Origin of the sequence: Priestia endophytica, from assembly GCF_026790145.1 — a bacterium.
GTDB lineage: Bacteria > Bacillota > Bacilli > Bacillales > Bacillaceae_H > Bacillus_I > Bacillus_I endophytica_A.
Genome location: NZ_JALAMS010000011.1, coordinates 183373 through 200851 on the forward strand (window position 1 = coordinate 183373; position 17479 = coordinate 200851).

Consider the following 17479-nt stretch of genomic DNA (forward strand, 5'->3'; position numbering starts at 1 on the left):
AGAAAAAAGATGATTTCTATTCAGTCTGTCAATCACAACGAAGACTCTTTCGACCTTCATTCTAAAGAAGGAGTTTCATATCAAATTTCTGTTTATGTCCCTAATACACCTCCTCCACAGCAAGGATTTCCTGTTTTATATGTTCTTGATGGCAATGCTTTTTTTAGAACATTTCGTGATGCTGTTAGACTTCAAGCAAGACGTTCTGCAAAAACGAATGTTTTACCTATGATTGTAGTTGGCATTGGGGACGCTAGACGTGAAGACTTTGTTTCTGAGAGAAGATGCTATGACTTCACTCCCCCCTCTTCTTCTCTTAAGTTACCGAAGAAACCAAACGGCGAACAATGGTCTGAAACAGGAGGAGCAGATACTTTTCTAGCTTTTCTAGAGGAAACACTGAAGCCACAGCTTCTAGAACACTATCGGATTGATATTGAAAACGAAGCACTTTTTGGTCATTCACTTGGTGGACTCTTTGCTCTTTATTCGCTTTACACAAAGCCTTCTCTTTTTAGCGCTTATATTGCAAGCAGCCCTTCCCTTTGGTGGAACGAGCGCGCTATCTTAGCAAAAGAAGAAGAGTTTAGAAAAAACCTCCACAATGAGACTTTACATAAAAAGCTATTTGTGAGCATTGGTTCAGAAGAAAAAGACCATATGGTCACAGACGCACAAGATCTTGCAAAACGATTTTCAGCGATAAACAGCAGCTCTTTTTCCTTTTCTTTTGTCGAAGCAAAAGGAGAAAACCATATGTCTGTTGTTCTAGCCGTATTAAGTCAGTCTTTGCGGTTTATATCACTTCGCACATAAAAAAAGAGAGGATTATGCCTCTCTTTTTCTTATTTTACAGACTCCAAAAATTCTTCGACAGATTCTGGAGTTTTAGCATTAGCGCTATGTAGATGCGCCGTTTTTTCTCCGTTTCGATATACAAGAAGTGATGGAATACCCATTACTTGGTTTTCATCTGCCACTTCTTCAAGCTCATCACGATCAACGGTAAACCACTTTTTATCGTCGTGTTTATTAATGATATCGTCGATAAACATATCAAGGCGCTTGCAGTCTGGGCACCACGTTGTTGTAAAAATCCCAACGCTTATTTCATCACCTGCAATAGCTTGCTGAAACTCTTCTTTTGATGTTAATTTCTTCATACTCTACACCTCCCACTACTCATTATAAAATCCCTTTACTCATTTTTCACGTTTTTTGTTTATCCATTCAACAATTTCTTTTGCTTTTGCAACACTTTTTGCACTGATTGGTTTTCTCACATGACAAGATTCTCGAACACCTGAAAACAAGTGAACTTCCTCAACATCTGTAACATCTAAAAAAGCCTTTAAATTTTCAGGTTTTAACCCTCGGCAAGCCGTTAAATGTGGACGATTGCTTTTCTTTAAAAGCCTTTTAATATGTGGAAGACCATTTAAAGCTGTTCGCTCACGCCCTGATGTCCATACGCTTTTTACTTCTTTATATTGGGCAAGAAGCTCCAAAGCTTCCCCTTGATCTCTTATAAAATCAAAGGCATTGTGAAAAGAAACATGCATCCCTCTTGCTCTATATAAGAGAAGCTCTAACATCTGTTTGTCAATTTCTCCTTCTTTTGTTAAGCATCCAAAAGATACTCCTTCTACTTTTAATTCCTTCATCATTTCAATGTCGCGACACATTGTTTTTACATCATACTTGTTATACGCATATGTTTGACAATGTGGTTGAATAAGAACGCTTAGTGGAACAAATGAAAATTTCTTAATTTCCTCAACAAGGCCAAAGCTTGGCGTTACACCTTCATTTCCAACAGACGACATGACAACCATTCGATCTGCACCATTCTCTTGAGCAATAAGCGCATCTTCCACTGTTGTTACCGCAATTTCTAATAACACAACAGCCACCTCCTCCTGAATTTCTTTTACACTACCCTATCTTTCTCTCAACGAAAAGAGTCCTTTTTGCTAGGTCTTTCTCTTTTTTACGTAAACTAAAATTAAAAATAAGTTGACATAAAAACCATTTTTCTTATAAACTCTTAACAAATACATTGAGGGGGTTTTCGAATAATGAAAACAAAAGAACTTGCTTTTGTTAGTATGATGGCAGCCATTATGGGCGTATTTGGTCTTTTTCCACCTATTATGTTATCTTTTACACCTGTTCCTATTGTGCTACAAAACTTTGTTGTTATGCTTTCTGGAGGACTACTTGGAGCGCGGCTTGGCGCTTTAAGTCAAGGACTTTTTCTTCTTCTAATTGCAGCAGGCATGCCGCTTTTAACAGGTGGACGAGGCGGATTTAGTGTTTTTGTTGGTCCAAGCGGAGGATTTGTATTAAGCTACCCACTTGCTGCCTTTGTTACTGGTTTTATTGTACATAAAACAATAAAGAAACAGAATTTTTTAAACATTTTTAGTGCTACAATAGTAGGAGGTATTTTGACTACTTATGCAGTTGGTATTCCCGTACAGGCCGCTTTTATGAATATATCTTTTCTTCATGCACTAAAGCTTAGCGTTGTTTATTTACCTGGCGACCTTATTAAGGCAGCTGCTGCTTCCTTTTTTATTTTAAAGCTAGCGCGAGTATTACGACCAAAGTTAAAAATACCAACATCTAAAGCATCGTAGAGTGCTCGTTTTTAAAGGTGGAATAATCATGAATATTACAAGTACATACGAAAAATATGCAGACAGCAATCCACTTCGTCCTGCCCTTGTTACAGCGAAAGAAACCCTTTCTTATAAAGAGTGGAACAACTTAATTCAAAAAACAGCAGGCTGGTTTCAAAACTATTCAAAGAAACCTTTAAAAGTAGCCTTTTTGCTCCAAAACAGTCTAGAATTTTTACAAATATTCACTGGGGCATCAAGAGCGGGATGGACAGCTATCCCGCTTGATCCCCGTTCATCACCAATGGAACTAGAAGAACGTCTTTCTCTTTCTTCTCCACACGTTTTACTAACTTCCTCCTCTCTTTCTAGGAAACTCTCTTTTACAAAGAAATTCACCTTAGTAGAGGATTGGAAAATAGATGTAGAGAAAACGTTACCTTCTCCTGTTCTCTCTGTTGACCCACATTCCCCTTTCTATATGGGATTCACATCAGGTTCAACAGGAAAACCAAAAGCTTTTCTACGTTCACAGAAGTCATGGGTAAAAAGCTTTGATTGCAACAAAACGGATTTTCATATGCATAGTGAAGAATGTGTGCTTGTACCAGGGCCTCTTGTTCATTCTTTATTTTTGTATGGAGCTATTAGCACGCTCTTTCTCGGAGGAACCGTCCATCTTATGGAGAGATTTTCTTCTTCTGCTGTTCTCTCTCTCCTAAAATCCAAAAATATAACAACCGTATACAGTGTTCCAACAATGATTGAGGCACTGCTTTCTAAAGGAGAAAAAGTGAATTCCTCCTTTAAAATGCTCTCTTCAGGCGCAAAATGGGAACCATCCACGCGTCAAAAAGCTCTTGCCCTTTTTCCTTTTATGAAGCATTACGAATTTTACGGAGCATCTGAACTTAGCTTTGTTTCTGTGTTGAATAATGAAAATCGAAAACGTGCTTCTTCTGTTGGGACACCTTGTCAGCATGTTTCTATTAAAATTGTCGGTGACAAAGGAGAAATGCTCCCTCCTTGTGAAATTGGAACTGTTTACGTAAAAAGCGAGCTGCGTTTTCTTGGCTATTTAAATGGAGACGAAATGGACTCTCCTGATGAGTGGATGACCGTTGATGATATGGGCTATCTTGATGAACAAGGCTTTCTCTACATTATTGGACGAAAGCATAATATGATTCTTTATGGCGGCTTAAATATTTTTCCTGAAGAAATTGAAGAAATATTAAAGAAACATGAAAATGTACAAGAAGCAGCAGTCATTGGGGTAACTGACGCTTATTGGGGACAAAAACCACTTGCTTTTATTGTAGGAAATGCTTCAAAAAGAGAACTTTCTTCCTTTGTACGAAAGCACCTTTCCTCGTACAAAGTACCAAGGTTATGGCGATTTGTGAAGGAACTCCCGTATACATCAAGTGGAAAGATTGCTCGGCAAGCGTTAAAAAAACACCTAGAAACGGAGGAAATACAGTGAAGGAAGCCTTAATTGTTCAAGCAAAACGAACGCCAATTGGGCGTCAAAATGGCGTCTTTAAGACAAAAAATGTAGAAGAATTAACAGCTCCTCTCCTTTACGAGCTATCGCGCTGTGTTCCTGGAACAATTGATGAAGTCATTTTAGCTCATACCATTGGCCCAGGCGGAAACCTTGCTCGCCTTTCTCTTTTGCAAGGGGGGCTTTCCCCAAGTATCCCTGGCTTAACGCTTGATCGCCAATGCGGAGGTGGTCTTGAGGCTATTCGCCTCTCAGCTGCTTTGATTAAAAGCGGCAGTGGAACATGCTACTTAGCGGGAGGTTCAGAAAGTACAAGCACCTCTTCCTACAAAAAAAGAGCGAGATTCTCTCCTGATGAAATTGGTGATCCTGATATGGGCCTTGCTGCAGAATATGTGGCTCAAAAATACGGCATTACACGTGCTAAGCAAGATGAGTATGCTCGCATCAGCTATACGAGGACGTATGAAGCTCTTCACAACGGTAGTTTAAAAGAGGAAATCCTCCCTCTCTTTGGGATTGATCGTGATGAAACATTAACTCGTAAACCACCTAGTGAGCGACTCTTTTCGCGCGCAGCTCCTTCTTTTTTACATGATGGAACAGTTACAGCAGCAAACTGTGCAGGCATTAGTGATGGCAGCTGTGTTACCGTTGTGATGGAAGGTGAACGAGCGAAAGAACTTAACATGTACAGAGGACTTAAAATACTCGGTACCACTTCAGTTGGCGTGCATCCTCACTTCCCTGGAGAAGCACCCATTAAAGCAATACGTAAACTGCTTGACGAACAAAATTTAACTGTTCATGATATTGATTTATTTGAAATTAATGAAGCTTTTTCTTCTAAAGTTGTGGCATGCGCTCGCGAACTTCACATTCCAATAGAACGTCTTAATGTAAGAGGCGGAGCGATTGCCCTCGGTCATCCGTATGGAGCATCAGGTGCCATGCTTGCTACTTGCCTTTTTTATGAAGGGCAAAAAAGAGATGCCCGCTATGCAATAGCTTCAGCTGGAATTGCTGGCGGACTTGGACTCTCTATATTATTTGAGGTGATAAAATGATCAATGATAAATTTTCGATTCTGATAACAAAGCAAGATGTTCAAGAGTATGCTAACTCAGTTAACGAAAAAGAGGGTATCTATTTTTCTGAAGAGGAAGCCAAACAACATGGTTTTGCCTCGATCCCCCTCCCTCCTTCTATGCCTTTTTTATTTCTTAAACCGAAAGAAGAATTATTCCATGGAGTCGTTCATCGAACACAATCTTTTGACTATAATCAACCGCTATACATCGATACAAACTACATGTGCGAATATACCTTTAAAGAAGTGAAAAGACGACACGGCTATATTTTTTACGAACAAAAACTTACTATTTTTAACGAAAAGGGAAATCAAGTTGCAACATGTTCCTCAACTCTAATCAAAGGAGAAAGAGAATGAAAACTTATACCATTTTTGTAAGCGAAGAAGATATCAACAACTATGCAAAGGTATCTTCTGATTATAATCCAATTCATATGAACAAAGAAGAAGCAAAAAAGTATGGGTTCAAAGACCGAATTGGGCATGGCATGCTTTCGATGGGGAAAGTAATGGCTGCTCTGTCTTCTTCCATCCCAAAACGCTCATACGTCAAGCAGTATAACATGACCTTTCTTTCTCCTATATATATAGGACAGTCCATTTCTTTAACTGTAGAGGAAAAAGGAGAAACATTACACATAAAAGGGGTATGTGAAGGCGAAAACATTGTTAAAGGAAACATTTCATTTTCTTCTTTATAAGATTACAAAGGAAACACATTGAAAGTTGTTCATCCTTTCTAAACACGGTACTTTTACTAACATAATACAGAAAGGAGCAGAACAATGACTAACATAACCATTGTTTGGATACGACAAGACTTCCGAACAATAGATCATCAGGCATTAAGCGAAGGAGCCAAGCGAGGTCTTGTTGTTCCGCTCTATATTCATGATGAGCAATATGAAGGAAGTCACCAAAGAGGTGCAGCAAGTAAGTAGTGGCTGCATCATGCATTAAAAGATTTTAAAAAGCAGCTTGAAGACCTTGGAGCAACACTTATTGTCCGGAAAGGAAATACAAAAGAAGAGCTCCAAAAAGTGATTCAAAAAACGAGGGCTAATGCTCTTTATTTTCATCGTCGCTACGAGCCTGACATCTTAAAAAATGACGTTAAGCTTGTAAAAGAGTTAAAAACGGAGCACTTTACAGTGGAAACATTTGAATCTCACCTTCTTCTTCCACCTTGGGGAAACTTAAATAAGAGTGGTGAACCATATAAAGTGTACACCCCTTATTACAAATCTTTTCGAAAGAGGCCTGTACAAGCTCCTGTTAAAAAACTTTCTTCTCTGTCTATTCCAGGTGTTTCGTTGGACAGTATAGAAATTGAAGAATTAGCGCTTACTCCTACTGTTCGCTGGGATCAAACCATACAAGAAACATGGAATCCAACAGAACAAGGAGCTCATCATGTTTTAGAACGTTTCTTAAAAAAGCGCATATTGAATTATGACAATGGACGAGATTTCCCTGGGAATCGCTATGTTTCAGAGCTTTCCCCCTACTTAGCCTTTGGTCAAGTTTCTGTTCGTTCCCTATATCACTATCTTCTTCGAAAAATAGATGAAACTCAAAATAACAAGTTTCCTGAGCAAGCAGAAAGTTTTATTAAACAGCTTATTTGGCGAGAATTTTCGTATCATGTTCTATATCACTTCCCCCATTCTGTAAAAGAACCGTTAAATGAACGTTTCAAAAAATTTGCATGGGAAAAGTCAGAAAACCAGTATAAAGCGTGGAAGCGAGGAAAGACAGGGTACCCGCTCGTTGATGCAGGAATGCGGGAACTTTGGGCAACAGGTTATATGCACAATCGAGTCCGTATGATTGTTGGTTCTTTTTTAGTTAAGCACCTTCTTATTCATTGAAAAGAAGGGGAAAAGTGGTTTTGGGATACGCTTGTAGATGCAGATCTTGCGAATAATACATTTGGGTGGCAACGGGCTGGTGGAAGCGGCGCTGATGCTGCACCATACTTTCGCATTTTTAATCCAACTGTTCAAGGCGAGCGTTTTGACAAAGAGGGCGATTACGTAAAGAAATGGATACCAGAGCTTAAGCACCTTCCAAAGCACTATCTTCATAAGCCTTGGGAAGCACCTGCTGAAGTTTTAAAAGAAGCTTATATTGAACTTGGAAAAGACTACCCTCATCCAATTGTTGACCATAAAGAAGCTCGTGAACGTGCACTCCAACGTTATGATGGAGTAAAATCTTCATAGTATGATCTATAAAGACTCCAGGAAAATTTATTATATATTTTTTAGAACAACGTTTTATTAAAAAACGATCAATTCCTTTTCATTCTCTTTTATTTCTCTTATAATGAAGAAAGGGAGAAGAGCTAAGAAAGGGAGTTGATTAGCATGAAATTGACTGTTTCAGAAGAGGCAGCAAACTGGTACAAGGAAGCTTTACATATCGATAACGGAAGTAAAGTTCGCTTTTTCGTACGCTATGGTGGCTGCAGCACTGTTCAAAAAGGATTTTCCCTTGGCGTGAAATCAGACGACCCGCTTAAAATTGGCGCTTCTGACGAACAAAATGGAATTACTTTCTTTATCGAAGATGAAGATCTCTGGTTCTTTGATGAGCATGATGTATCAGTTACACTTGATGAACAAGGGGAAGAACCTCTATTTCACTACAACAAATAAGAAAAAGCGTAGAAGAATATTCTTCTACGCTTTTTTTGCTTTTAAATAAGCTTCATGCCACGTTGGAAAATACTTTCGCATTGAAACTGGGCGAAAGTTTTCTTTTTTTACACACGCATGTTTACTATAGCCAATAACAGATAAATCACCGTTACCATTATAGATTTCATACCCGTATGTTACTCGCACTCCATCATATTCTTCAATCCATGTATGTACAGAAGCTATTTCTCCATATTTAACGGGCTTTTTATATTGAGCATTAATTTCTAGCACAGGCGAAAGAATCCCATCCTTCTCCATATCTGCATAGCGAAATCCAAGCTCTTCAATCAATGCGGTGCGCCCAATTTCCATCCATATTACATAGTTTGCATGATATACAATGCCCATTTGATCTGTTTCAGCATAGCGTACTTCAATATCTTTTTTGGATAAAATCATAATTTTCCCTTCTATCTTCTAAGTTTTCTCTTTTATTTTATCATATGTTTCTTTTTGAATAAAAAAAGAAAGGCTGCATTACGCAGCCTTTCTCTTTTACGAATAGCCGTTTTCGCGGTCAGCGGCTTCTTCTTTTACTTCATTACGCATCGCTGTAAGGCTTTCTTCTCGACGATGATTTTTCGCTTCAATATCAGCACGGTCCTTTTCAGAAGCATGTTCAAGAGCATCTTCTGCTTTGCACATGTTTTCAACTGTGTTGTTAATTGCTTCTTGAAGTCTTTCTACGTTATCACTACGATCATCTGGATTTGGTTGTTGCCATGCCATTTTTCATTTCCTCCTTTGATGAATAACAATGGTAGTTGAAGAAACTGTTTTATGATGAGCATGGGAGATATCCCATTTATGTTGGTTATTCGCCTTTTGTTTGCATCACTTGGGCGTGTTTGCCTGATTTATCTTGCATCTTTTTTCCTTTGTTTCCACCTGCAGCACGAGGTTGTGTACCAATGTGACTTGGAACAAAGTGCTGGCTATGTCGTTTCGGATTGCTCATAGTTTTCCCCCCTCGCCTTTTACTATAACCAAGACGAGAGAAAACTATGTACGTATTTATCCTTCTTCCCGACTCATACGTGCTTCAAGACGCTCTTCCAATTTATCCAATGCTTCCTTATCGTTTAATAGCGCCTGCTTGTTTTCATGTAAAAGCTGTGTAAATGAACGTTTTCTAACTTTTCGCATTTTTCTCTTCCTTCCATTTCCTAAGATTCTTTGTATTTTCATTATCCCCAGAAAAACGCGACTCATACAAATCTTCAGACTTTTTAACTGTTAATAAATTGGAGCATCTCTTTTTCAGTGAGCTGTCCATTGATACGTTTAACAATTTTGCCTTCTTCATTAATGAAATAAGAGGTTGGGAATGCCACAGTTTTATACAAGTTTCCGTTCACTTCCCCTTCTGGATCAAGTAAAGCAGTAAAAGTATATCCTCCTTCTTCAATAAAATCTTCCACACTTTTCACACTTTTTTCGTTGTCTGTTGAGTTGATCGCTAGGATTTCAACTTCCTCTCCATGTGCCTTGCTTATTTTTTGCATTTCAGGCATTTCTTTTTTGCAAGGTGGACACCATGTTGCCCAGAAATTAAGAATCACTTTTTTTCCTTTTAAGTGCTCTAGTGCGATCTCCTCTCCGCTTAGAGAAGAGAGTGTAAAAGATGGAGCCATTTTCCCTTCTTCAATCCCCATTGAGGTTTGGTTATTTTCAACATTTCCATTCTCATATGAACCGTTTGCTTTATTTTCTTTTGGCTGTATCATTTGCCATCCTGTATAACCAATCATAATAAGCAATAATACAACAGCTAATCCTTTTCTCCACAAGTCTCTCACCTTCTTTCTCAATATTATGTATATATGCATGTGTTTTTTAATCCATACTTTTTATAAAACTTCGCTTTTTCTTTCTCTTGTTCCTTTTTTCATCCATAAAAAAAGAAGGATTCTCTAAAGAATCCTTCTTTCAAAACATTATGCCATTGATTTAGATTGAAGCTTGTCGCGAAGTACCATTTGTAAGATACCGCCGTGACGATAGTAATCAATTTCCACTTCACTATCAAAGCGAACAAGTGCATCAAACTCTGTAACTTTACCAGTTTCATCTGTTGCTGTTACTTTGACGAAGTCACGTGGTTTTACATTTTCATCAATCGCAATGTTAAACGTTTCTTTTCCTGTTAAACCTAGCTTATCAGCGCTGTCGCCTTCTTTAAATTGAAGAGGAAGCACGCCCATAAGAACAAGGTTGCTACGGTGAATACGCTCGAAGCTTTCTGCAATAACTGTTTTAATGCCAAGAAGATTTGTTCCTTTAGCAGCCCAGTCACGAGAGCTTCCCATTCCATAGTCTTTTCCACCCATTACGATAAGCGATGTGTTGTCTTCTTTATAGCGCATGCACGCATCATAGATAGACATTGTTTCGCCTGTTGGCCAGTATGTTGTATAACCGCCTTCAGTGCCTGGAGCAAGCTGGTTACGAATACGGATGTTAGCGAATGTACCGCGCATCATCACTTCGTGGTTACCACGACGAGATCCATATGAGTTGAAATCACGAATTTCAACATCGTTGTTTAGAAGATAGCGACCTGCTGGTGATTCTTTTGCAATTGAACCTGCTGGTGAAATGTGGTCTGTTGTTACAGAATCTCCAAATTTACCAACTGCACGAAGACCAACAAGTGGTTTTACTTCTTCAATGTCTTGTGTTAATCCTTCAAAGAACGGTGGGTTTTGAATGTATGTTGAATCATCATTCCAAGTGTAAAGAGGTTCTTCACTTGTTTTAATGTCGTTCCAACGTTCATTATCATCGAACACGCGCTCATATTGCTTGCGGAATAATTCTGGTGTTACGTTATTTTTCACAACTTCATCAACTTCTGCCATAGATGGCCAGATATCTTTGAAGTAGATTTCATTTCCATCTTTATCTTTTCCAAATGAATCTGTTTGAAGATCAACATCAACCGTTCCAGCTAGTGCATATGCTACAACAAGCGGTGGAGATGCTAAATAGTTTCCTTTTACAAGCGGGTGAATACGTCCTTCAAAGTTACGGTTACCTGAAAGAACAGACGTTACAAGAAGATCGCTCTTAGCTACTGCTTCTTCGATTTCTTGCTCAAGTGGACCAGAGTTTCCGATACATGTTGTACAGCCATAGCCTACAACGTTGAAACCGATTTTCTCAAGGTATGGAAGAAGACCTGCTTCTTCAAGATAACCTGTTACAACTTTTGATCCTGGTGCTAGTGATGTTTTCACATACTCAGGAACGATAAGACCTTTTTCAACGGCTTTCTTAGCAACAAGACCTGCTGCAACAAGTACGTATGGATTTGATGTATTTGTACAGCTCGTAATTGCAGCAATCGCAATTGCGCCTGTTTTCATCGTTGTTTCACGGCCATCGTTAAATTTCACTGTTACTTCTTTATTTTTCTCTGTTGCTTCTAAGCCGAATCCTTGGTTTCCAGCTGGTGCAACAAGTGCTTTATTAAATTCATCTTTCATTTGAGAAAGTGGAATTAAGTCTTGTGGACGTTTTGGTCCAGACAAGTTAGCTTCGATTTCACTTAAGTCGATCTCAACAACGGATGTGAACGCTGGATCTGGCGTACCTTCTGTATAGAAGAGGCCATTTTTCTTACAGTACTCTTCAACAAGTTTGATTTGTTCTTCTTTACGACCTGTTAGACGCATGTAATTTAGTGACTCTTCATCAACAGGGAAGAATCCACATGTTGCTCCATACTCAGGTGCCATATTGGCAATTGTTGCACGGTCTGCAAGCGGTAGAGCTTTAATACCAGGGCCAAAGAATTCAACAAACTTTCCAACAACACCTTTTTGACGAAGTACTTGTGTTACTTTTAACGCTAAGTCTGTTGCTGTTGTTCCGTTTGGAAGTGCTCCTGTTAATTTAACACCGATAACTTCTGGTACTGGGAAGTAAGATGGTTGACCAAGCATACCTGCTTCAGCTTCAATACCACCAACGCCCCATCCTAGAACACCGATACCATTAATCATTGTTGTATGTGAATCTGTTCCAACAAGCGTGTCTGGGAATGTTTCAACTTCTCCATCCTCATTTTCAACAGCTTGCACAACGTTTGCTAAATATTCTAAATTTACTTGGTGAACAATCCCTGTTGCTGGTGGAACTGCACGATAGTTGTTAAATGCTTTCTGTGCCCAGTTAAGGAAGTTATAGCGCTCTGCATTACGTTCGAACTCAAGGTTCATATTAAAACGAAGTGCATCTTCGCTTCCTGCTTTATCAACTTGAACAGAATGGTCAACAACAAGGTCAACTGGGATTTCAGGGTTAATTTTATCAGGATCTCCACCCATATCTGCCATTGCTTTACGTAAAGATGCAAGGTCAACAACGGCTGGAACACCTGTAAAGTCTTGTAGAATAACGCGAGAAGGCTTGAATGGAACATCTATGTCTTTAATATCTGATGTGCCCCATTTTGCTAAATTCTCTACGTGTTCTTTTGTAATTACGCGTCCGTCTGCTTGGCGAAGAACTGATTCTAGAAGGACCTTCACAGAGTACGGAAGTTTTGAAACTTTTCCTGCTCCTGCTTCTTCAAGCGCTTGCAAACGATAGTAATGATATGTTTTTCCATCTACAGTAAATGATGAACGTGCATTGAATAAATCTTTGCTCATTCGATTACCCCCTTAAGTAATATGTATCAACAGACTTTTCCACCTTGTAAAACTTCTCTCAAACTTATCTTAATATAACCTCATACATAAGTAAATAAAAAGAATGTTATTAGTTGTTATAAGTTTTACTTATTATTAAGTTTACTTTTCTACAATTTTATCTAATAATTTATAATGGTTTGTTTTTTTATGATTACTTTTTCCTTTTTCTAGAATTTCAGTCTTTTCTCCCTTTCCCGAAAAAAAGAAAAGAAAACGTTCTTTTTTATTATCATTTACCAAACTCCCCACGTCTATTGTCTCCTTTTCCCATACATAAAACTTCTTCATTTTCTCATTCTATAAGAGAGCAGTTCTGCTCATCCTTTACAAGAGAAAGGAAGGCCCACAATGAACAAAAACAACGGTAAAGATATTCGAAAAAACGCACCAAAAGGCGATAACCCCGGTCAGCCTGCTCCATTGAGCGGCTCACATAAAGTAAAAAACAGACAGCACTCGCGTCAAAAACAACACAGTCATCATGACATGTAAAAAAACAGGATACCTTTTGGTATCCTGTTCTCTTTTTACACACCATTTATTCCCTTGCAGAATACACTGTACGAGGAAGAATACAATGGTGGAGGAAGAATAATGAAAAAGGAAAACGCTCACAATGAAAGTGAGCTTAGCGACGATTTTAATGCATGGGTAGATTATGTGTTTTCACACCCTTTTTTGCATTATGCTGAACAAAACTATGCCCGTATTGATCTTTTTGAAACAGAGCAAAACTATATTATTGAAGCCGAACTTATTGGTTATGAACGAGAGGATATTTCCCTTCTGCTAGAGGAAGATGCGCTTAAGCTTTCAGCTTTTCATTCTCTTTCAAATGAGCAAAAGATAGAACAAATTATCGATTTCCCCTTCAGCTTACAGGAGCGAGAAATTCGCGCTGTTTTTCATAAATCTATTTTAGAAATTTTTATAGCTAAAACTCGTACTGCTTTTACCCTCTCTTCTCATATCCCTATTACTAGCCGCTAAAAAGGGACGTGTTGCTTAACGTCCCCTTTTTACGTTAACTGAAGTCCGATTAAACCGATAATCATCAAAAGAAAGCTAATAAGAAGCGGTGACTTCTTTTTTTTCTCTTTTTTAAACACTCCATACATAAACGTTGTAGCGTATAAAATGAGGCCCAAAAACCCAAGTGCTGTTAAGAATGCAAACATTATATCACCTCATCTTTCATTTCATATGTAGCATAATCGTTTTTTTCGATAGAATCAATCATGGAAAATCCTGTTTTCATGAAGTAAAATAGAGATAACTTATAAATAAAGGGTGATCATATGCTGTCAGGGTGGTTTTTATGGTTTATTCTTTTTTGGGTGATCATACTTTTTGGCCTATTTGCAATCGGCGGTTTTTTTATGTTTCGCAAGTTTTTAAAGCGCCTCCCAAAAGAAGATGGTATGAGCGATCTAGACTGGGAAGACTACTATATTAAACAAACTCGACAACTATGGAGCAAAGAACAAAAACAGCTGCTTGAAGAGCTTATTGAACCTGTTCCAGAGCTATTTCGTGATGTAGCTCGCAACAAGATTGCTGGAAGTATAGGACATCTTGCTTTCAAACGCCGAGTAAAGGAACTGACAGATGATATTATCATTGAAGGCTACATCATCGCAACACCAAAACGCGACCATAAATTTCTTCGCAAAAAGTTAAAAGAAAAAGAAATCGACCTCGCCCAATATCAGCAATTTTTCACGTAAGAATATAAAAAGCGGCCAATCGGCCGCTTTTCTTTTATACCATTTTTGTTTTATTGAACATTTCTTGCTCTAACTTACGGTACGAACGATACATCGCAATGCGCCAAGGCACAATCATACCAAAGGCCAAAATCCAGAACATGCCGCTAAGCTGTCCAATATCAATGGACATGCTTAAATATGATTTAAGACCGATTCTTACAATTAAAAGAGTAATAAGGATAAGCGCAAAAGCTTTAGATCGTTTCAAATAAATAGCTTCATCTCGTATTTCGAATTTTGATGTTTTGATAAGTAAAATAGAAAAGAGCATACCTAAAAGAATAGCTTCTAAAAACTCAGATAGAGAAACTCGAAAAAACGGATCAATAAACATAAGTGCTCCTGTGCTCATAAAAAATGGCGGCAGGATAATTTTTTTAGCATTTGTTGGTTTCTTTGAGGCTTTAATCCGTACCACAATAACAGTAAGAGCCATTAATGTTGCAATTATCGCTGAAAAGATCGTAACTGTATTGACCATTATAATCCTTCCTTTTTTCGATAAAGTTATACTTCTAGTATAACCAATATAACGTTAAAAAAGAAGTGGGACACCTTTTTTATTTGAAAGAAGATCTTTCTTTTGCTTGTGTCCTTATATTAAGGATGTGGCGAAGTTGGAGAACTTCCTTCTGGCGTTACAGCATTCTTTTTCACCTTTTGTTTCTTTAGGCTTTTTAAAAGGAAGCCACCTTTAAATTTACGCGGCTCGTAAGAAATAATAAAAGCACGCGCGTCATACTCCTCAATAAGACGAAAAAGTTCGACTTCTCGATTTCGCTTTGTTAGAATTTCAAGCTGGTAGCGTACGCTGTCTCTTCCTTCACCTTCAAAGACCGTTACACCAAATCCTTCTTGGCGAAGACGTGCAATAAGCTCTTCATTTTTATTGTCCAAATTCACAATAAATGTTGTAAAGCCAATTGCTAGACGATTTTCAACATAGCTTCCAATTAAGATTCCAACACCAAAGCCTACTGCGTATACAACCATCGCAGCTGTACTTTGATCACCACTAAAAACAAGGGATAATCCAAAAACATAAATAAGAGCTTCCAAAAAACCGAAAACTGAAGCATACGTACTCATCCCTTTAACAAGCAGAAGCGTCCTTAATGTTAAAACAGGAACATACACAAGCTGCAGCAGCAAAATCAAGATAATCTCTTTCAAAAGACCCACCTCTTCGTACCTTTAAGATCTTCAATTATCCATTGAATCGATATTATTTTACCACTCAAGTTCTTCGTTGGAAATAGACTTTTTCATAATTTTTTTTATTATTTTTTTTTAGAGACTCAAGACCTGTCAATCCCTTGTCTTTCAAGGGATTGCGTCACATGTTAAAAAATGAAGAAACGCGTAAAAAAAACCTATTTAACATCTGTTAAACAGGTTTTCGAAACAACCGATGAACTGTATCAAGTACTGTTGTTTTATGAAATGGTTTGACGATGAAATCTTTAGCGCCAGATTCAATTGCTTTGACCATCATCCTCTGCTGACTAACAGTTGAGCACATCACAATTTGTGCATCCTGAAATTCACTATGTATACGTTTTAATGCTTGAATTCCATCCATTTCAGGCATTGTCACATCCATAATCACAAAGTCAGGGCGAAGAAGTCGATACTTGGCAACGGCTTCTGTCCCTGTCACTGCTTCTCCTACGACTTCATATTCGCTTGTTTGTAAAATCTGTGCAAGAGTTTGCCGAATAAATTGGGAATCATCCACGATGAGAACACTTGCCACTCTTGTAGCCTCCTAAAAAATCCTTGTACATTCTATGTTTTACTCTACCAACCAATAAGACCTTTTTCAACGCTTTCCACCATTAAAACCCTTGGAACCCTCCAAAGAGACTTGTAGAGTACACAATTATTTTTGTCATCCAGTCAAAATAAAGAACAACCCCCATTGCTACCATCAAGCCTCCCCCTACTTTTGTGAAGTGGCGGCTATATTTTTTAATCCATTTCGCTCCTCCAATGAAGAAAGACAGGAGGAAAAAAGGAATTGAAAAACCAAGAGCGTATGCTGTCATATAAAGGAGCCCTGAACTTGGATTTGTTGCAGCAAGCGCCATAACAGATACAAGAATAGGCCCTGTACACGGTGTCCATCCTGCTGCAAAGGCAACACCAATTAAAGACGAACCTAAAAGCCCGCTTGGCCTCTTTGTAAAACTAAGTTTTCGATCTTTCATTAAGAAAGTAGGTTTTAAAATACCAAGCACAATCAGCCCAAAAAACACAATGAAAATCGCCCCTATTTGTCTAATAAAGTCTTGATAGTTATGAAACCACGTTCCAACAAGAGATGTGGCAAACCCAAGGGCAATAAAAATGACGGAAAAACCTAAAATAAAGAAAAGCGTATGAACCATCGCCATTTTCCGTCCAGATCGCTCTCCTTCTTTTAATTTTTCAACTGAAACCCCCGTTATATAAGAAAGAAAGGCTGGATATAATGGTAGACAGCAAGGAGAAATAAATGACAAAACACCTGCGCCAAAGGCAAGGAAAAGATTAATATCAGAAACCATATATGTTCCTCCTCCTTTTGCTCTACTTTTACATGTAGTATAAAAATACCATATCTAACAATTTTTATTTTAATGCCCTGAATTCCTTTTCTTGAATTCCATAATCTAGTATAATAAAAACAACCTTAAGGAGAAAGGACAATAAGCGTGTCAAAACAGGAAATGTTACTGAAAATCGAAAAAAAACGATCAGAGCTAGCAAAAATTGTTCAACACACAGGATTAAATTCAGATCCTGCTCTTCACAGAAGTCAGGAACTCGATCACTTACTTAATCAATATAACAAATTATATGAGCAACACCTTCACACAATGAATTACAGCAAAAAGATGTTTCAATAGTAAGCACGTTCACGGCTTGACAAGTCTAAAGTCCGAGAACGTGCTTTATTTTTTTAAAGATATTTTCTAGTGCCCTTCTCTTTTTTGATATCTTTACGATAAGAAAGGAAACAAACTATGAACTACTCAAAGAAGATAAGTGCAGAGCAGGACGCAAAGCGCTTGTTTTAGAGCATTGCGCTTTCTAGGC

The 17479-nt window shown here is 38.1% G+C and carries 25 protein-coding genes and 1 pseudogene; 12 read left to right on the forward strand and 14 right to left on the reverse strand.

Annotation, left to right across the window (positions count from 1 at the left end; all coding sequences use genetic code 11):
* The first annotated feature begins 9 nt into the window (after positions 1–9).
* Complete coding sequence (locus tag MOC86_RS09320; protein ID WP_268583916.1) at positions 10–816, forward strand: alpha/beta hydrolase; 807 nt, start codon at positions 10–12, stop codon at positions 814–816.
* A gap of 29 nt (positions 817–845) precedes the next feature.
* Here the strand turns inward: MOC86_RS09320 and MOC86_RS09325 are convergent, their stop codons facing one another.
* Both MOC86_RS09325 and MOC86_RS09330 read right to left on the reverse strand, forming a co-directional pair.
* Positions 846–1163 carry a thioredoxin family protein gene (locus MOC86_RS09325; RefSeq protein ID WP_268583917.1) on the reverse strand — a complete coding sequence of 106 codons (318 nt, stop codon included), beginning with the start codon at positions 1161–1163 and terminating at the stop codon, positions 846–848.
* A 39-nt stretch (positions 1164–1202) separates the two neighbouring features.
* Positions 1203–1904: a copper homeostasis protein CutC gene (locus MOC86_RS09330; RefSeq protein ID WP_243518668.1), complete on the reverse strand. Its 702-nt coding sequence runs from the start codon at positions 1902–1904 to the stop codon at positions 1203–1205.
* Positions 1905–2078: 174 nt separating this feature from the next.
* Here MOC86_RS09330 and MOC86_RS09335 point away from each other — a divergent pair, with 174 nt between their 5' ends.
* From MOC86_RS09335 to MOC86_RS09365, 7 genes and pseudogenes are all read left to right on the forward strand, one after another.
* Positions 2079–2642, forward strand: a complete 564-nt coding sequence (locus MOC86_RS09335; protein ID WP_268583918.1) for a biotin transporter BioY — start codon at positions 2079–2081, stop codon at positions 2640–2642.
* 28 nt (positions 2643–2670) lie between these two features.
* A complete protein-coding gene (locus MOC86_RS09340; RefSeq protein WP_268583919.1) occupies positions 2671–4110 on the forward strand; it encodes an AMP-binding protein in 1440 nt (479 codons plus the stop codon).
* A complete protein-coding gene (locus MOC86_RS09345) occupies positions 4107–5198 on the forward strand; it encodes an acetyl-CoA C-acyltransferase (RefSeq protein WP_268583920.1) in 1092 nt (363 codons plus the stop codon). Before MOC86_RS09340 ends, MOC86_RS09345 begins: the two co-directional genes overlap by 4 nt.
* The gene (locus tag MOC86_RS09350; RefSeq protein WP_268583921.1) at positions 5195–5581 is read left to right on the forward strand and encodes an FAS1-like dehydratase domain-containing protein; all 387 of its coding nucleotides are present in this window, start codon (positions 5195–5197) and stop codon (positions 5579–5581) included. The genes MOC86_RS09345 and MOC86_RS09350 overlap by 4 nt, the downstream gene beginning before the upstream one ends.
* Entirely contained in the window at positions 5578–5925 is a 348-nt protein-coding gene (locus MOC86_RS09355) for a MaoC/PaaZ C-terminal domain-containing protein (RefSeq protein WP_268583922.1), read from the forward strand. Before MOC86_RS09350 ends, MOC86_RS09355 begins: the two co-directional genes overlap by 4 nt.
* Before the next feature lie 84 nt (positions 5926–6009).
* Positions 6010–7449: pseudogene (locus MOC86_RS09360) on the forward strand (cryptochrome/photolyase family protein).
* Positions 7450–7593: 144 nt separating this feature from the next.
* The gene (locus tag MOC86_RS09365; RefSeq protein WP_040056535.1) at positions 7594–7884 is read left to right on the forward strand and encodes a HesB/YadR/YfhF family protein; all 291 of its coding nucleotides are present in this window, start codon (positions 7594–7596) and stop codon (positions 7882–7884) included.
* Positions 7885–7908: 24 nt separating this feature from the next.
* On the opposite strand, the gene MOC86_RS09370 is transcribed toward MOC86_RS09365, so the two are convergent.
* The 7 genes from MOC86_RS09370 to MOC86_RS09400 all read right to left on the reverse strand — a co-directional run bounded on the left by MOC86_RS09370 (position 7909) and on the right by MOC86_RS09400 (position 12878).
* Positions 7909–8328 (reverse strand): acyl-CoA thioesterase, encoded by a 420-nt coding sequence (locus MOC86_RS09370; RefSeq protein ID WP_268583923.1) that lies wholly within the window; start codon positions 8326–8328, stop codon positions 7909–7911.
* Between the two features lie 96 nt (positions 8329–8424).
* Positions 8425–8658 carry a small acid-soluble spore protein Tlp gene (gene tlp, locus MOC86_RS09375; protein ID WP_268583924.1) on the reverse strand — a complete coding sequence of 78 codons (234 nt, stop codon included), beginning with the start codon at positions 8656–8658 and terminating at the stop codon, positions 8425–8427.
* 85 nt (positions 8659–8743) lie between these two features.
* Positions 8744–8887, reverse strand: coding sequence for an acid-soluble spore protein N (locus MOC86_RS09380; RefSeq protein ID WP_019392050.1), 144 nt, complete (start codon positions 8885–8887; stop codon positions 8744–8746).
* A 56-nt stretch (positions 8888–8943) separates the two neighbouring features.
* Positions 8944–9075, reverse strand: a complete 132-nt coding sequence (locus tag MOC86_RS09385; RefSeq protein ID WP_019392049.1) for an FbpB family small basic protein — start codon at positions 9073–9075, stop codon at positions 8944–8946.
* A gap of 83 nt (positions 9076–9158) precedes the next feature.
* Entirely contained in the window at positions 9159–9719 is a 561-nt protein-coding gene (locus MOC86_RS09390) for a TlpA family protein disulfide reductase (RefSeq protein WP_268583925.1), read from the reverse strand.
* Between the two features lie 147 nt (positions 9720–9866).
* Positions 9867–12587: an aconitate hydratase AcnA gene (gene acnA, locus MOC86_RS09395; protein WP_268583926.1), complete on the reverse strand. Its 2721-nt coding sequence runs from the start codon at positions 12585–12587 to the stop codon at positions 9867–9869.
* A 141-nt stretch (positions 12588–12728) separates the two neighbouring features.
* The gene (locus tag MOC86_RS09400) at positions 12729–12878 is read right to left on the reverse strand and encodes a hypothetical protein (RefSeq protein WP_268583927.1); all 150 of its coding nucleotides are present in this window, start codon (positions 12876–12878) and stop codon (positions 12729–12731) included.
* A 99-nt stretch (positions 12879–12977) separates the two neighbouring features.
* Between MOC86_RS09400 and MOC86_RS09405 the strand changes: the two genes are divergently transcribed.
* Entirely contained in the window at positions 12978–13121 is a 144-nt protein-coding gene (locus MOC86_RS09405; RefSeq protein ID WP_019392045.1) for a small acid-soluble spore protein P, read from the forward strand.
* A gap of 102 nt (positions 13122–13223) precedes the next feature.
* Positions 13224–13619 (forward strand): Hsp20/alpha crystallin family protein, encoded by a 396-nt coding sequence (locus MOC86_RS09410; protein WP_268583928.1) that lies wholly within the window; start codon positions 13224–13226, stop codon positions 13617–13619.
* Between the two features lie 29 nt (positions 13620–13648).
* Here MOC86_RS09410 and MOC86_RS09415 read toward each other — a convergent pair whose 3' ends face one another.
* A complete protein-coding gene (locus MOC86_RS09415) occupies positions 13649–13807 on the reverse strand; it encodes a hypothetical protein (protein WP_268583929.1) in 159 nt (52 codons plus the stop codon).
* 120 nt (positions 13808–13927) lie between these two features.
* Between MOC86_RS09415 and MOC86_RS09420 the strand changes: the two genes are divergently transcribed.
* Positions 13928–14356 (forward strand): DUF2621 family protein, encoded by a 429-nt coding sequence (locus tag MOC86_RS09420; RefSeq protein WP_268583930.1) that lies wholly within the window; start codon positions 13928–13930, stop codon positions 14354–14356.
* A 34-nt stretch (positions 14357–14390) separates the two neighbouring features.
* Here MOC86_RS09420 and MOC86_RS09425 read toward each other — a convergent pair whose 3' ends face one another.
* The 4 genes from MOC86_RS09425 to MOC86_RS09440 form a co-directional block, all read right to left on the reverse strand.
* Positions 14391–14879: a CcdC family protein gene (locus tag MOC86_RS09425; protein WP_019392041.1), complete on the reverse strand. Its 489-nt coding sequence runs from the start codon at positions 14877–14879 to the stop codon at positions 14391–14393.
* Positions 14880–14998: 119 nt separating this feature from the next.
* Complete coding sequence (locus MOC86_RS09430; RefSeq protein WP_019392040.1) at positions 14999–15571, reverse strand: DUF2179 domain-containing protein; 573 nt, start codon at positions 15569–15571, stop codon at positions 14999–15001.
* A gap of 214 nt (positions 15572–15785) precedes the next feature.
* Positions 15786–16154, reverse strand: a complete 369-nt coding sequence (locus MOC86_RS09435) for a response regulator (protein ID WP_268583931.1) — start codon at positions 16152–16154, stop codon at positions 15786–15788.
* Between the two features lie 82 nt (positions 16155–16236).
* Positions 16237–16947 carry a cytochrome c biogenesis CcdA family protein gene (locus MOC86_RS09440; RefSeq protein ID WP_243518638.1) on the reverse strand — a complete coding sequence of 237 codons (711 nt, stop codon included), beginning with the start codon at positions 16945–16947 and terminating at the stop codon, positions 16237–16239.
* Positions 16948–17094: 147 nt separating this feature from the next.
* Between MOC86_RS09440 and MOC86_RS09445 the strand changes: the two genes are divergently transcribed.
* Positions 17095–17289 carry an aspartyl-phosphate phosphatase Spo0E family protein gene (locus MOC86_RS09445; RefSeq protein ID WP_268583932.1) on the forward strand — a complete coding sequence of 65 codons (195 nt, stop codon included), beginning with the start codon at positions 17095–17097 and terminating at the stop codon, positions 17287–17289.
* Positions 17290–17479 lie beyond the last annotated feature (190 nt).